Origin of the sequence: Streptomyces sp. NPDC057249 (assembly GCF_042669245.1) — a bacterium.
GTDB lineage: Bacteria > Actinomycetota > Actinomycetes > Streptomycetales > Streptomycetaceae > Streptomyces.
Genome location: NZ_JBHUXS010000007.1, coordinates 1 through 15,173, shown reverse-complemented (window position 1 = coordinate 15,173; position 15,173 = coordinate 1). Strand labels below are relative to the sequence as shown.

The 15,173-nt window shown below is 71.9% G+C and carries 11 protein-coding genes; 9 read left to right on the top strand and 2 right to left on the bottom strand.

The genetic code is table 11. The annotated features are described in order from the left end of the window. Positions 1 to 787: 787 nt before the first annotated feature. Both ACFUJY_RS14685 and ACFUJY_RS14680 read right to left on the bottom strand, forming a co-directional pair. On the bottom strand, positions 788 to 1,075 hold the full coding sequence (locus ACFUJY_RS14685; RefSeq protein WP_258036404.1) for a hypothetical protein: 288 nt from the start codon (positions 1,073 to 1,075) through the stop codon (positions 788 to 790). Positions 1,076 to 1,499: 424 nt separating this feature from the next. Next, positions 1,500 to 3,074, bottom strand: coding sequence for a recombinase family protein (locus ACFUJY_RS14680; RefSeq protein WP_383298667.1), 1,575 nt, complete (start codon positions 3,072 to 3,074; stop codon positions 1,500 to 1,502). Positions 3,075 to 3,277: 203 nt separating this feature from the next. Between ACFUJY_RS14680 and ACFUJY_RS14675 the strand changes: the two genes are divergently transcribed. The 9 genes from ACFUJY_RS14675 (at position 3,278) to obgE (ending at position 15,120) form a co-directional block, all read left to right on the top strand. Continuing rightward, positions 3,278 to 4,495, top strand: coding sequence for a hypothetical protein (locus tag ACFUJY_RS14675; RefSeq protein WP_383298665.1), 1,218 nt, complete (start codon positions 3,278 to 3,280; stop codon positions 4,493 to 4,495). 121 nt (positions 4,496 to 4,616) lie between these two features. Continuing rightward, positions 4,617 to 5,399 (top strand): TIGR03936 family radical SAM-associated protein, encoded by a 783-nt coding sequence (locus ACFUJY_RS14670; RefSeq protein WP_383298663.1) that lies wholly within the window; start codon positions 4,617 to 4,619, stop codon positions 5,397 to 5,399. A gap of 230 nt (positions 5,400 to 5,629) precedes the next feature. Beyond that, positions 5,630 to 9,895 carry an Rne/Rng family ribonuclease gene (locus ACFUJY_RS14665; RefSeq protein WP_383298662.1) on the top strand — a complete coding sequence of 1,422 codons (4,266 nt, stop codon included), beginning with the start codon at positions 5,630 to 5,632 and terminating at the stop codon, positions 9,893 to 9,895. Between the two features lie 97 nt (positions 9,896 to 9,992). After that, on the top strand, positions 9,993 to 10,883 hold the full coding sequence (galU, locus tag ACFUJY_RS14660; RefSeq protein ID WP_383298660.1) for a UTP--glucose-1-phosphate uridylyltransferase GalU: 891 nt from the start codon (positions 9,993 to 9,995) through the stop codon (positions 10,881 to 10,883). A 68-nt stretch (positions 10,884 to 10,951) separates the two neighbouring features. Continuing rightward, positions 10,952 to 11,704: a sugar phosphate nucleotidyltransferase gene (locus ACFUJY_RS14655; protein ID WP_383298658.1), complete on the top strand. Its 753-nt coding sequence runs from the start codon at positions 10,952 to 10,954 to the stop codon at positions 11,702 to 11,704. Beyond that, positions 11,692 to 12,753 carry an iron-containing alcohol dehydrogenase family protein gene (locus tag ACFUJY_RS14650; RefSeq protein ID WP_383298657.1) on the top strand — a complete coding sequence of 354 codons (1,062 nt, stop codon included), beginning with the start codon at positions 11,692 to 11,694 and terminating at the stop codon, positions 12,751 to 12,753. The genes ACFUJY_RS14655 and ACFUJY_RS14650 overlap by 13 nt, the downstream gene beginning before the upstream one ends. A 196-nt stretch (positions 12,754 to 12,949) precedes the next feature. Beyond that, the gene (gene rplU / locus ACFUJY_RS14645) at positions 12,950 to 13,270 is read left to right on the top strand and encodes a 50S ribosomal protein L21 (protein ID WP_014045903.1); all 321 of its coding nucleotides are present in this window, start codon (positions 12,950 to 12,952) and stop codon (positions 13,268 to 13,270) included. Positions 13,271 to 13,284: 14 nt separating this feature from the next. After that, the gene (rpmA, locus tag ACFUJY_RS14640; RefSeq protein WP_018103204.1) at positions 13,285 to 13,542 is read left to right on the top strand and encodes a 50S ribosomal protein L27; all 258 of its coding nucleotides are present in this window, start codon (positions 13,285 to 13,287) and stop codon (positions 13,540 to 13,542) included. A 138-nt stretch (positions 13,543 to 13,680) separates the two neighbouring features. After that, entirely contained in the window at positions 13,681 to 15,120 is a 1,440-nt protein-coding gene (obgE, locus tag ACFUJY_RS14635; RefSeq protein ID WP_383298655.1) for a GTPase ObgE, read from the top strand. Positions 15,121 to 15,173 lie beyond the last annotated feature (53 nt).

Below are 15,173 nucleotides of genomic sequence, written 5' to 3'. Positions count from 1 at the left end.
TCACTCTTAGCGACGCCGGTCGATCGCCACTCACCGCCCGGGGTGCGCTCGATACCGAAGTGCCGAAGCACTGTTTCGAGCTGCTCTTCACCAAGCCTCGGCGCGCGAGCAAGCCAGTAAGCGATCCACTCATCCCTTGTCACGGTCTGGACAACGCCGACCGGACCGCTCGGGTTACGCCCGTCGAAGCAGGCTGGCGAGGGGGCGGGGGGTGACCCCCGAAAGGGGCAAGCTCGCACCGCCTAGTCTTAGCAGCTCAGATCGTGCCACGGTTTCAGACCTTCCCAGGTGGGCTCTCGGGTCCGGCCGGCTGCGGGGTAGCGCCTGGTCACAGGCTTGCGCCTGCCGCCTGGGCGACGGCGGAAGAGTGCAAGGAATAAGGGCTGACTGGCGCCCCAGGTGGCTGCGACAGGTGGCCGCGTAGCGGCCAAAGGAGTAGGCCCCTACTGCTTGCGGGCAAGCTCTCTGGGGGCGTGGCAGCGCCCCGCTGGGCTTGCTTCCCGGGCTTCTTCCTTCGGCCCTTGCGGGCCGCTCTGTCGTAGTGGCTGCGGACTGTGGCGGCGTAGCCGCCGCCTGCCGCTTATCCCTTCGCCGCTGCCCTGCCTTGTGGGCGCTGCCGCGCCCTGCTTCCGTTCGCCGTAGAGCCAAGGGGCTACGCCTTGTCGGCCCCGGAGGGGGCCGCACTGCACTGGAGCCAAATAGATAAGAGAGGGCGTGAACGTTCGTGCAGGTCAGGTGCTGTATGAGCACACGCCAGGCGTGCTCTGACTACACGCGTGGTGTGCGGTCACCTGTCCTGGTGGACGCGGCAGGGTACCGGCGCACCCTTGGCCTTCTGGAACAGGTGAGGCGGAAGCACCAGGCAGGCCGCGCCGGAACGGGGCGAGATGAGGTGGAGATCCTTGGCGCGTGCTACCGCGTTGCGGGTGCTCTGGTCGGATAGCCGCTTGCCGTCCTTGCCGAGCAGTGCGGCCAGGCGGCCCGGCTCGAACGCGGCGTGTCCGTGGCGGTCGGCCCATCCGATGGCGGCGAAGTGGACCCGGTACGCGAGCGGGTGCCCATGGTCCTGCGCCATGCGCCGGTACTCATGCTGAGAGACCCCGCCCCACGGGCGGTCATGACCGAAGCTGATAGTCACTGGTCGCGGCTCCCGTCGTTGGGGCCGCAGGTGTGGGCGTGTCCATCGATGAGGGGCGACGCACACGCCTCACAGGTCCAGACGATTTCGCTCGTGATGTTCAAGGGTTCGCGACTCCTGTCGATGGAGCGCAGCACGTAGCCACGGCTCGGCGGTTGGAAGTCGCGCAGTTCCGTCCTGCGCTTCGGGAGTCCCTCGACGTCCCTGCGAGCCCCTCGGGATCGCGGCCTCTCGCGGAGTGGCCAGCTCTACCACCGCTGAACGGTGGGAGCTACGGTCCCCGCTCCGTCAAGGAGCGGGGAGGTATTCCTACGTGGCGGGTTGCTCGGCTGTCAAGCCGAGCCCCTCCCTGTCCCTGCTGTCAGAGCTTCGCTGCGAAGTCGTCGCTCTTGATGACGAGCCGTTCGCGTACGTCACGGGGAATCTTCAGACGCAGATGTACGGAGGGCGCACGCACGCCCTTGACCTTGGTGCGTGTGACCTCGCACGTGATGCCCACGCGGCGGAGGTCCTCAGCCATGACTTCCATCCCTCCGGACTCCCATGCTTCACGGAACGTCTTCCCGTTGTGGATGAGAGTCCATCGGTCCTGTGTGGTCTCGGGATCGATCGCACTCAGTTCGTCCGTGAGCTTGTCGAGCGTCTTCTCTGCCTGCTCCTGAGTGAACCGCGTCTTCGTGTAGCGGCCTCCCGGTTCAAGTCCCTTCATGTAGTAGGCGATGGCCTCTTCGAGCCGCTTCACCTCTGCCCGAGCCTCAGCACCCTGGGCGTACTCGCGTACTTGCACGGGGAAGTCGCCGAGCACCCGCAGCACGTCCCCTACAAGTACGTCGTACACACCCTGCGGGTCCGGGGCACCGAGCCCCCCGCTCCTGCACTTTTGGCACCGGAGGTACCGGTACTGGCCGAAATTGTTGGACGTGACGTGCACCGTCATGTTGGACGTGCAGTCGGCGCAGACCAGGACACCGAGGAACTGCGTAGCGCCGTGCGTCTGACGCTGGGGCTGGTTCTTGCCGCGCCGGTCGATGGCTTCTTGGAGTTCGTTGTATTCGTCCTCGGTGAAGATCGGTTCGGCCACCCTGATCGGCTTGCCATCGTGTCCGAGGATCAGCTTGGAGCGGCGCACACCCTTGTTCTTGTTCTCCTCCACTCGGTATCCCATGAGCGCCGGGTTGCGGAGGCGACGGAGGAGAGTCGTCGTGGTGAGCCCTTCGGACATGAGACCGGAGCGGACGAGGCAGAGAGACATGCGCCGGGCCGACACTCCCCGTAGTGCCATGCGGCGGGCCCAGCGCAGCGCCTTGTGTGCGTTCGGCTCGATGGCAAGGCTTGGCCTTCCGTTCGCCTTCGTCGTCACGTAGCCGTAGGCAGGCTTACCGACGAACCATGCGTCTTGAGTCCGCGTGTAGTCCCAGAGCGAAGCGACGCGGGTCGACGTGTTCGCCGCCTCGATCTCGGCGATACCCCCGATGAGCGTGACCATCATCCGACCGACAGTGGATTCAAGGTCGATCGAGTCGTTCTTCGAGGCCAGGTTCTTTCCGTACCGCTGGCACCACTCGATCATGGTGGAGAGATCCGACATGCGGCGGATGAATCTGTCGAGCTTCCAGAAGAGCAGAGCATCGAACTCGGGTGATCGGTTGTTCAGCCACTCGCCGAGCTCCTTGCGCTTCCACGGTGGAACCTTCGTCGCCGAGACGTTGAGATCGGAAGCGACGCCGACGACGCGGTACCCCTTGTCCCTGGCCAGTAGGCGAAGGTCGAGTTCCTGCCGCACCGGCGAGGTGGTGTCCTCCGTAAGTACGGACAGGCGGATGGAGAGCAGAGCGCGCGGGGCGTCCGCAGGAAGCAGAGCCTCCGCCTTCTTCAGCTCCTTGAGTAGTGCCAGGTCCGCAGCAGTCCACTCGGCTTCGATGTCGTACGTCTTCATGGCTCGGAGAGTAGCGATGGATTTAGTCGCGTGTCCATCTGCCCGCAGATGGACACCAGCATCCAGATCGGCCCCACCGGCAAGAAGCTTCTGCCGCTCACGGTCGTGAAGTGAGCCGCGAAGTGGCCGCGGGCGTGTGACAGCTCGGTGACGAAGGCCCGGTCCGGGGAAACCCCCGGCCGGGCCTTCGCGTCATTGGGTGCATGGAACAGGGAAAGCACCGGGCACCGACGGAGTACGGCGCCCACCAGGCGCCCGCGCACTACGAGGGCGGAGACGGCTGCCTCACCACGCTCATCCGGATTCCGGTCCGGATCGTGGTGCTCCTGGTCGTCCTGCCGGTACGGATGGTGTGGGACGTCCTCGTCGTCACCGCCCGGGCCGCCGAACGGGTGCTGTTCCGCCCGCTCGGCCGGGCCCTGGCCTGGCTCTTCGACGTGCTGGTGGTGGTCCCGGCGCGGTGGCTGTGGCGGTACGTCTGCGTTCCGCTGGGGCACGCCCTGCTCTGGCTGGCCCGCGCGGTGTTCGTATGGCCGTGGGTCGCGCTCTGGCGCCACGTCGTGGTGCCCGTGGTGCGGTACGGGATCGTGGTGCCGCTCCAATGGGTGTACGCGCATCTGCTCACCCCGCTCGGACACGGGCTGCGGTGGCTGTACCGCGAGGTGCTGGTCCCGGCGGCGCGGTGGCTGGGCTCCGCCCTGAAGTGGCTGCTCACCATGGTGTTCGTGATGCCGGTGGTGCTGCTGTGGCGGTACCTCCTGGTGCCCGTCGGGCTTGTCGCGGCCTGGCTGGTCCGGTACCTCGTGGTGGTCCCGCTCGTCTGGGTGTACCGGCGGGTGCTCACCCCGCTGGGCCACGGCATCGCCTGGGTGGTGGATCTGGTGATCCGGGGGATCGAGGCGTTCTTCCGGGGCCTCGGCGTCGCGCTGCGGTGGCTCGTCGTCGTGCTTCTCGTCACGCCCGTCGTCTGGGTGTACCGGCGCGTCCTGACCCCGGTCGGCCGGGAGGTCGCCGCCGCGCTCGGCATCGCCTGGCGGGTCGCCGGACACATCTCCCGGGCGGTCGGCCGGGCGCTCGCCTGGCTCGCCCGGAACCTGATCGCCGCGCCGGTGCGCTGGGCGTACCGCACGGTGTGCGTCCCGGTCGGCCACTTCGTGCGCGACGCCTTCCTGGCACCCGTCGGGCGGGCCCTGCGCGCGGTGGGCCGAACGACCGGCCGGACGCTGCGCGCGGCCCGGGAAACCGTCCGCCGGGCCAGGCGCGATGCCTGGCGCGCCCTGGTCGGCGCGCCCGCCGAACCCGAGCCCGGGGAACCCGGAAGCCCCCGTGCGCGTACTCTGGGTAGTGCAACGACCGTGCCCGGCGCGGCGCCAGGACCAGAGTTCTCCCCGCTCCCGGAGAAATCCGCACAGCAGGGGTGAGCCGGACCGGACCGCCGGGGCACCCGCATTTCGAGGGCGGCGCGCGACCGCGCCCGCCCCGCACCGAGGAGAAGAACCACTGGGCAAGCGACAGCCCGAAGGCCCGCCGCCCGCACCGGCGGTGCAGCGCATCCGACTGCGCTACACCAAGCGCGGCCGCCTCCGGTTCACCAGCCACCGCGACTTCCAGCGTGCCTTCGAGCGGGCGCTGCGCCGCTCCCAGGTGCCCATGGCCTACTCGGCGGGCTTCACCCCGCACCCCAAGGTGTCGTACGCCAACGCCGCCCCCACCGGTACGGGCAGCGAGGCCGAGTTCCTGGAGATCGCCCTCACCGAGCCCCGTGACCCGGGTGTCCTGCGTGAGCTGCTCAACGACTCCATGCCGGACGGCCTGGACATCACGGACGCCGTCGAGGCCCGCACCTCGGGTCTCGCCGACCGGCTGACCGCCTCCGTCTGGGAGATCCGCCTGGACGGGGTGACCCCGGAGGAGGCGGAGAAGGCCGTGTCCGCCTTCGTCGCGGCGGAGACCGTCGAGGTCGAGCGCCGTACGAAGAACGGGATGCGGGCCTTCGACGCCCGTGCCGCCGTGGTCGACCTCCAGACCCTTGATCGTCCGGCTGATAGGCCGGGTGACAGGGCCTGTGCGATACTGCGCCTGGTTGTTCGGCACGTGACACCTGCCGTACGGCCTGACGACGTCCTGTCCGGTCTCCGCGTAGTGGCCGACCTGGCGCCGCCGGTCCCCGCAGCGGTGACCAGGCTGGCGCAGGGGCTCTTCGACGAGGAGTCCGGCACGGTGACCGACCCGCTCGCGCCCGACCGCGAGGCAGCCCCGGCCGCATCAACCACGGCCACCGGGACCGCCGTCGCGACGGCGCCCGAAGGTGCAGGTTCCGCGTAAGGCGGTCGTCGTAGCGCAGCCCTCGCGCTCGGGAGCCACCTGGGCCGGGCCGCGCGCTGACCCATAAGACTTTCGCCAGGCCGTCCGCACACCGCGTACGGAACCGGCGAGCCAAGATTCAGCTCCCGTGCGGCGCCCGCGCCCCGGACGGCGGTGCCGCGGCCACCCGCGGACCGAGCCGGACCGGAATCAGGTGCGGCGCCCGGGAGCGCGACGGGAGAAACGCCCGCATGCCCCAGCCGAACGAACCCGGCACCGCCGGGAACGCAGAAGACAACAACACCCCCGGGGACAAGCTGCCCCCGCGCCGCAGGCGCCGCGCCGCCTCCCGCCCCGCCGGCCCGCCGTCGGCCGGGACGCAGGCCACCGCGGACGCGTCGGCCATACCGGCCGTTGACGCCGCAGAGTCCCCGAGCAGCGCCGATCCGGCCGCCGAGGCCGCCCCGGCCCGCCCCCGCCGCCGCGCGGTCCGCAAGGCCACGTCCCCGGCCGGCGCGCCGAAGCCCGCCGAGCAGGCCGAGACCGCGGCACCCGAAGCCGCGGCGCCCGTGACCGCCGAGCCCCTGACCGCCGAGCCCGAGGCCGCGGCGCCCGCCGCCGAGCCCGTGGCGGAGCCCGCCGCCGAACCGGTCGCCGAGGCCCCCCGCCGCCGCGCCGTGCGCAAGGCCACGTCCCCCGCCGGTGCGCCGAAGGCCGCCGAGCAGGCCGAGACCGTTGAGGAGGCCCCCGTCGTGGAGAGCCCCGAGCCCGCCGAGAGCGCCGCTCCGGCGCGCCCGCGCCGCCGTGCCGTCCGCAAGGCGACCTCGCCCGCCGGTGCGCCGAAGGCCGCCGAGCCGGTCGAGATCGTCGAGGAGGCCCCCGTCGCGGAGAGCCCCGAGCCCGCCGCCGAACCGGTGGCCGAGGCCCCCCGCCGCCGCCGTGCGGTGCGCAAGGCCACCTCGCCCGCCGGTGCGCCGAAGGCCGCCGAGAGCGTGACGGAGACCGACGAGGCTCCGGAGCCCGTCGCCGAGCCGGTCGCCGAAGCCGTGGCCGAGCAGCCCGCCGAGGCCCCGCGCGGCCGTACCCGCCGCCGGGCCTCCGCCCCGGCCGGTGCCCCGCAGGCCGCCGCGCCCGTGGAGCCGGCGGCCGAGGTCACCGACGAGGCGGCAGAGGCGGAGGAGGCCGAGGAGGCCGAAGAGGTCACCGAGGCGCCCGCCGAGCCGGTCGCCACCGAGCCCGTCGCCCCCGAGGCACCCGCCGAGGCCCCCCGTGGCCGCCGCCGCGCCACTCGCAAGGCGACCTCCCCGGCCGGTGCGCCGAAGACCGCCGCCGCCGAGCAGCCCGCCGAGGCCCAGACCGGCGAGAGCCTGCCCGAGGCCGCCGTGGAGGAGCTGGCCGCCGAGCCCGTCGAGGTCGAGGAGGCCGCCCCGCGCGGCCGTCAGCGCCGCCGGGCCACCGCCGCCGCCGGCCGCCCCGAGTTCACCGCCGAGCCGGAGGAGCCCGCGCGCCGCGGCCGCAGGGCCGCCCGCCCGGCCGTCGCCGTCTTCCAGGCGCCGGTCTTCGCCGAGCCGATGTTCCAGACCCCGGAGACCGCGGCAGCCGCGGCAGCCGCCGCCTCGCACGAGGAGCCCGAGGACGAGGTCGCCCCGCTCCGTGAGGAGCAGGCCGCGCCCGCCGAGACCGCGTCCCAGGGCGGCTCGCGCCGCCGGCGCCGCCGTCGCGGTGAGGCCGCCGAGGCCGACGCCACCGAACCGGTGACGGCCGCCCCGGCGCAGGAGCGGGCCGAGGACGAGCAGGAGCCGGAGGCCGCCGACGCCGAGCAGGACGGCGAGGACACCGACGAGTACGGCGACCGCCCGTCGCGCCGCCGTCGCCGGGGCGGCCGTCGCCGCCGCCGGGGCGAGGCCGCCGAGGACGAGGGCGCCGAGCCGCAGACGGACGACGAGGCCGCCGACCGGGCCGAGGACGAGCCCGAGGCCGCCCAGGAGACCGGGGATGAGGCCGACGAGGAGGACGACGAGCGCGAGTCCGCCGCCTCCGGCACGAGCAGCAGCCGCCGTCGCCGGCGCCGCCGTCGTCGCAGCGGTGACGCGGTGTCCGAGGCGGAGAACGGCTCGGACGACCCGGAGCGCACCGTCGTCAAGGTCCGCGAGCCCCGCAAGAAGGAGGACCGGGAGCCCGGCACCGGCTTCGACGAGGTCCAGTCCATCAAGGGCTCGACCCGCATGGAGGCCAAGAAGCAGCGCCGCCGCGAGGGCCGCGAGCAGGGCCGCCGCCGGGTGCCGATCATCACCGAGGCCGAGTTCCTGGCGCGCCGCGAGGCCGTCGAGCGCGTCATGGTCGTCCGCCAGAGCGGCGAGCGCACCCAGATCGGCGTCCTCGAGGACAACGTGCTCGTGGAGCACTACGTCAACAAGGAGCAGGCCACCAGCTACGTCGGCAACGTCTACCTGGGCAAGGTGCAGAACGTGCTGCCGTCCATGGAGGCCGCCTTCGTGGACATCGGCAAGGGCCGCAACGCCGTCCTGTACGCCGGTGAGGTCAACTTCGAGGCGCTCGGCATGGCCCACGGGCCCCGCCGCATCGAGACCGCGCTCAAGTCCGGCCAGTCGGTCCTGGTCCAGGTCACCAAGGACCCGATCGGCCACAAGGGCGCCCGCCTGACCAGCCAGGTCTCGCTGCCCGGCCGCTACCTGGTCTACGTGCCCGAGGGCTCGATGACCGGGATCAGCCGCAAGCTGCCCGACACCGAGCGCGCCCGGCTCAAAACCATCCTCAAGAAGATCGTCCCCGAGGACGCGGGCGTCATCGTGCGCACCGCCGCCGAGGGCGCGAGCGAGGACGAGCTGCGCCGTGACGTCGAACGCCTCCAGCAGCAGTGGGAGGACATCCGGAAGAAGGCGAAGGGGACCGGCAGCTCCAACGCGCCGACGCTCCTGTACGGCGAGCCGGACATGACCGTCCGGGTCGTCCGGGACATCTTCAACGAGGACTTCTCCAAGGTCATCGTCAGCGGCGACGACGCGTGGGAGACCATCCACGGCTACGTCTCGCACGTGGCGCCCGACCTGACGGACCGGCTGTCGCGGTGGACCTCCGAGGTCGACATCTTCGCGACGTACCGGATCGACGAGCAGCTGATGAAGGCGCTGGACCGCAAGGTCTACCTGCCGAGCGGCGGCTCGCTGGTGATCGACAAGACCGAGGCGATGGTCGTGGTCGACGTCAACACCGGCAAGTTCACCGGCCAGGGCGGCAACCTGGAGGAGACGGTCACCAAGAACAACCTGGAGGCGGCCGAGGAGATCGTGCGCCAGCTGCGGCTGCGCGACCTCGGCGGCATCGTGGTGGTCGACTTCATCGACATGGTGCTGGAGTCCAACCGGGACCTGGTGCTGCGGCGCCTGCTGGAGTGCCTGGGCCGCGACCGTACGAAGCACCAGGTCGCCGAGGTCACCTCGCTGGGCCTGGTCCAGATGACCCGCAAGCGGGTCGGCCAGGGGCTGCTGGAGTCCTTCTCCGAGACCTGCGTCCACTGCAACGGCCGCGGTGTCATCGTCCACATGGAGCAGCCCACGTCCGTGGGCGGCGGTGGGGGCGGCAAGCGCTCGAAGAAGCGCCGCGGCGGCGGTCAGGACCACGACCACGGCCACGAGCACGTCCAGGAGCACACCGAGGCCGAGACCGAGGCCGAGGTGGCCGCGGAGGCAGCCGCGCCGGTGGCCCTGCCCGAGCCCGAGTTCGTCCCGGACGAGGAGCTGTACAGCAGCGCCGCCGAGGCCGAGGCCGCCGTCGCACGCGGCCGTGGCCGCCGCCGGGCCACCCGCAAGGCGTCCGCCCCGGCCGGCGCCCCGAAGACCTCCGCCGCCCCGGTGGAGGAGACCGTGGCCGAGCCGGCCGCCGAGCCGGAGCCCGTCGCGGCCCCGGAGCCGGTGGCCGAGACGCCCGAGGTGCCCGAGGCCCCGCAGGGCCGGACGCGCCGCCGGGCCACCCGGAAGGCGACCGCTCCGGCGGGCTCGCCGGCCCCGGCCGAGGCGGCCGTGACCGAGGCGGCCCCGGCGGAACCGGCCGAGCTCGCGTCGCCCGCCGCCGAGGAGCCGGCCCCCGGCCCCGACCCGGTGGCCGCCGAGGACCCGGTGGTCGAGGCGTCCCACGCCGAGGCCCCGGCCGAGGAGCCGGCCGCGCCGCCGCGGGTCCGGCGCCGCGCCACCCGTAAGGTCAGCGCGCCCGCCGGTCCCCCCGCGGGGGCCGAGGACGCTGCGGTCGTCGTCGTGGAGACTCCGGAGGCCCCCGAGGCCACGGAGACCCCCGAGGCGGAGCCCGACGCGGCTCCGGCCAAGAAGGCGGCCCGCAAGACCGCCAAGAAGGCCACGGCGAAGAAGGCGGCGGTCAAGAAGACCGCGGCCAAGAAGACGGCCGCGAAGAAGACGACGGCCAAGAAGGCGGCGGCGAAGAAGACGGTGGCGGCGGAGCAGCAGACCGCTCAGGCCGTCACGGCCACGGCCGACGAGGACTGATCCGTCCCGCGTGACACGGTCCGGCCGGTCCCATCCCGGGGCCGGCCGGACCGTGTCACGGCGCCGGGCCCTCCCGCCCCCGACACGAAAGCCCCACATGCGCAAGATCCAGAAGGCCGTCATACCGGCCGCCGGGCTCGGCACCCGGTTCCTGCCGGCGACGAAGGCGACTCCCAAGGAGATGCTGCCGGTCGTGGACAAGCCGGCGATCCAGTACGTCGTGGAGGAGGCCGCCGCCGCCGGCCTGAGCGACGTACTCATGATCACCGGGCGCAACAAGCGCGCGCTGGAGGACCACTTCGACCGGAACTACGAGCTGGAGTCGGCGCTGACCCGCAAGGGCGACGCCGAGCGGCTGGTCCGGGTCCAGGAGTCGAGCGACCTCGCGACGATGCACTACGTCCGCCAGGGCGACCCGCGCGGCCTCGGCCACGCCGTCCTGTGCGCGGCGCCCCATGTGGGCGACGAGCCCTTCGCGGTGCTCCTCGGCGACGACCTGATCGACCCGCGCGACCCGCTGCTGACCCGGATGACCGAGATCCGGGAGCGCGAGGGCGGCAGCGTCGTCGCGCTGATGGAGGTGGCGCCCGAACAGAGCCACCTCTACGGGTGCGCGGCGGTGGAGCCCACCCCCGAGGACGGCATCGTCCGGGTCACCGGCCTGGTCGAGAAGCCGGAGCCGGGCGACGCCCCCAGCAACCTCGCGGTCATCGGCCGCTATGTCCTGGCTCCCGCCGTCTTCGCCGTGCTGCGCGAGACCGAGCCGGGCCGGGGCGGCGAGATCCAGCTGACCGACGCGCTCCAGCAGCTCGCCGCCGACGAGAAGCTCGGCGGCCCGGTGCACGGCGTGGTCTTCCGGGGCCGGCGCTACGACACCGGCGACCGGGGCGACTACCTGCGGGCCATCGTCCGCCTCGCCTGCGAGCGCGAGGACCTGGGCCCGGACTTCCGCAGCTGGCTGCGCACCTACGTGGCCTCGGAGCTCTGACCCGCCCGCCCGGCCCGTACTCCTGATCCCAGACACCCGTAACACCGCACCGCACCGAGGAGAACCCCATGATCGGCATGATTCTGGCCGCCGGCGCCGGCCGTCGTCTGCGTCCCTACACCGACACGCTGCCCAAGGCGCTCGTGCCCGTCGGCCCCGAGGGCGACGAGGAGAGCCTGACCGTCGTGGACCTGACGCTCGGCAACTTCGCCGAGGTCGGTCTCACCGAGGTCGCGATCATCGTGGGCTACCGCAAGGAGGCCCTGTACGAGCGCAAGGCGGCGCTGGAGGCCAAGTACGGCGTCAGCATCACGCTGATCGACAACGACAAGGCCGAGGAGTGGAACAACGCCTACTCCCTGTGGTGCGGCCGGGACGCCCTCAAGGACGGCGTCATCCTCGCCAACGGCGACACCGTGCACCCGGTCTCCGTCGAGAAGACGCTGCTGGCCGCCCGCGGTGACGGCAAGAAGATCATCCTCGCCCTCGACACGGTGAAGTCCCTCGCCGACGAGGAGATGAAGGTCGTCGTCGAGGACGGCAAGGGCGTGCGCCGGATCACCAAGCTGATGGACCCGGCCGAGGCCACCGGTGAGTACATCGGCGTCACGCTCATCGAGGGCGAGGCGGCCGAGGAGCTGGCCGACGCGCTGAAGACCACCTTCGAGCGCGACCCGGACCTCTACTACGAGGACGGTTACCAGGAGCTCGTCAACCGCGGCTTCAAGGTCGACGTGGAGCCGATCGGCGACGTCAAGTGGGTCGAGATCGACAACCACGACGACCTCGCCAAGGGCAGGAAGATCGCGTGCCAGTACTGACCCGGCTGATACCCGCGCCGGTCGTCGTGGACATCCGGGCCGGAGCCCTCGCGGATCTGGCGGGCGTCCTCGCCGATCAGCGGATCTCCGGCTCGGGCAAGCTCGCGGTGGCGATCAGCGGGGGCTCCGGCCGGGCTCTGCGCGAACGGCTCACGGACAGCCTGCCGGGCGCCTCCTGGTTCGAGGTGGGCGGCGGCACGCTGAACGACGCCGTGAAGCTCGCCGAGGCCATGAAGTCCGGGCGGTACGACGCCGTGGTCGGCCTCGGCGGCGGCAAGATCATCGACTGCGCCAAGTTCGCCGCGGCGCGCGTCGGGCTGCCCCTGGTCGCCGTGGCGACGAACCTGTCCCACGACGGGCTCTGCTCCCCGGTCGCCACGCTCGACAACGACGCGGGCCGGGGCTCGTACGGGGTGCCGAACCCGATCGCCGTGGTCATCGACCTCGACGTCATCCGTGAGGCCCCCGTCCGTTTCGTCCGGTCCGGGATCGGGGACGCCCTGTCCAACATCTCGGCCGTGGCCGACTGGGAGCTGGCCCACCGGGTCAACGGCGAGGACATCGACGGCCTGGCCGCCGCGATGGCCCGGCAGGCCGGCGAGGCCGTGCTGCGCCACCCGGGCGGCCTGGGCGACGACGCGTTCCTCCAGGTGCTGGCGGAGGGCCTGGTGCTCACCGGGATCTCGATGTCGGTGGCCGGTGACAGCCGCCCGGCCTCCGGCGCCTGCCACGAGATCAACCACGCCTTCGACCTGCTCTTCCCGCAGCGGGCCGCCAGCCACGGCGAGCAGTGCGGGCTCGGCGCGGCGTTCGCCATGCATCTGCGGGGCGCCGTCCAGGAGTCCGTACGCATGACGCGGGTGCTGCGGCGCTACGGGCTGCCGGTCACCGCCGAGGACATGGGCTTCGACGCGGACGAGTTCGTCCGGGTGGTCGCGTTCGCGCCGAAGACCCGGCCGGGCCGGTACACGATCCTGGAACACCTGAACCTGTCGGAGGACGGGATCAGGGACGCGTACGCCGAGTACGTCAGGAGCGTCGCGGCCTGAGGCGCCGGGCCCGGTTTGACCGGCTGTGCGGGGCCCCGTAACCTTGACCGTCGGCGTTTGTTCGCCACACCTCTGAGCACCGACCTCCCGCTCGTACGGGAGAGGCCGCTCGTCCACTCCGGATCGTCACGGGTTCCCGGACCCGTGTGAGCGGCTGGCATCAGAGGTTTCCGCTTCGAGTGAGAGTGAGATCCGCGTGTACGCCATCGTGCGCAGCGGTGGTCGCCAGCACAAGGTTGCTGTCGGCGACATCGTTGAGGTTGACAAGATTTCCACTGCCAAGGTTGGCGACACGGTAGAGCTCTCTACCCTGCTCGTTGTCGACGGCGACGCCGTGACCAGCGACCCGTGGGTGCTCGACGGCATCAAGGTCCAGGCCGAGGTCGTGGACCACCACAAGGGCGCGAAGATCGACATCCTTCGCTACAAGAACAAGACCGGCTACCGCCGTCGCCAGGGTCACCGCCAGCAGTACACGGCGATCAAGGTCACCGGTATTCCCGCGGCTGCGAAGTAAGGGACTGAGAACACATGGCACACAAGAAGGGCGCATCGTCCACCCGGAACGGGCGCGATTCCAATGCTCAGCGGCTCGGCGTGAAGCGCTTCGGCGGCCAGGCCGTCAACGCCGGTGAGATCCTGGTCCGCCAGCGCGGCACCCACTTCCACCCGGGCACGGGCGTCGGCCGTGGCGGCGACGACACGCTGTTCGCCCTCGCCGCCGGTGCGGTCGAGTTCGGCACGCACCGTGGCCGCAAGGTCGTGAACATCGTTCCGATCGCCGGCTGAATTCCCGGCGCTCGTAGAGCGGTATGACGTGGAGGCGGACCTCACTTCCCGAGAGGGGAAGTGGGTCCGCCTTTCGCGTGTTGCCCTTACGGGGGCGAGCGAAGTCTTTCCGCAGGTATGCAACTGGAGGTTCCACCCATGACCACCTTCGTGGACCGCGTCGAACTGCATGTCGCCGCGGGTAACGGAGGCCACGGCTGTGCCTCCGTTCACCGTGAGAAGTTCAAGCCGCTCGGCGGCCCGGACGGCGGCAACGGGGGCCGCGGCGGCGATGTGACCCTGGTCGTCGACCAGTCCGTCACCACGCTCCTCGACTACCACCACCACCCCCACCGCAAGGCCACCAACGGCCAGCCCGGCGGCGGCGACCACCGCACCGGCAAGGAGGGCCAGGACCTGGTCCTGCCCGTCCCGGACGGCACCGTCGTCCTCGACCGCCAGGGCAACGTGCTCGCCGACCTCGTCGGCCAGGGCACCGCCTTCGTCGCCGGCCAGGGCGGCCGCGGCGGCCTCGGCAACGCCGCGCTGGCCTCCGCCCGGCGCAAGGCCCCCGGCTTCGCGCTGCTCGGCGAGCCCGGCGAGTCCCGCGACATCGTCCTGGAGCTCAAGACCGTCGCCGATGTGGCCCTCGTGGGCTACCCGAGCGCCGGCAAGTCCTCGCTGATCTCCGTCCTCTCGGCCGCGAAGCCGAAGATCGCGGACTACCCGTTCACCACCCTCGTCCCGAACCTGGGCGTGGTGACCGCCGGCGAGACCGTCTACACCATCGCCGACGTCCCCGGCCTGATCCCGGGCGCCAGCCAGGGCAAGGGCCTCGGCCTGGAGTTCCTGCGCCACGTCGAGCGCTGCTCGGTGCTCGTCCACGTCCTGGACACGGCGACGCTGGAGTCGGACCGTGACCCGGTCTCCGACCTCGACATGATCGAGGAGGAGCTGAAGCTGTACGGGGGTCTTGAGGACCGGCCCCGCATCGTCGTCCTGAACAAGATCGACATCCCGGACGGCCAGGACCTCGCGGACATGATCCGCCCCGACCTGGAGGCGCGCGGCTACCGCGTCTTCGAGGCGTCCGCCGTGGCCAGGACCGGGCTCAAGGAGCTGTCGTTCGCCCTCGCCGGCATCATCGCCGAGGCGCGCGCCGCCAAGCCGGTCGAGGAGGCCACCCGCATCGTCATCCGGCCCAAGGCCGTGGACGACGCCGGCTTCACCGTCACCCTGGAGGAGGACGGCATCTACCGGGTGCGCGGCGAGAAGCCGGAGCGCTGGGTGCGCCAGACCGACTTCAACAACGACGAGGCCGTCGGCTACCTCGCGGACCGGCTCGCCCGGCTCGGCGTCGAGGACCAGCTGCGCAAGGCCGGGGCCCGGGCGGGCGACGGCGTGGCGATCGGCGCCGAGGACAACGCGGTCGTCTTCGACTGGGAGCCGACGGTGACCGCCGGTGCCGAGATGCTGGGCCGCCGCGGCGAGGACCACCGCCTGGAGGAGCCGCGTCCGGCCGCTCAGCGCCGCCGCGACCGCGAGGCCGAGCGCGACGAGGTCGCCGAGGAGTACCGGGACTTCGACCCGTTCTCGTAAAGCACCCGCAGGACAACGACCGCGGGCCCGGTCCCTTCCGGATGACGGAAGGG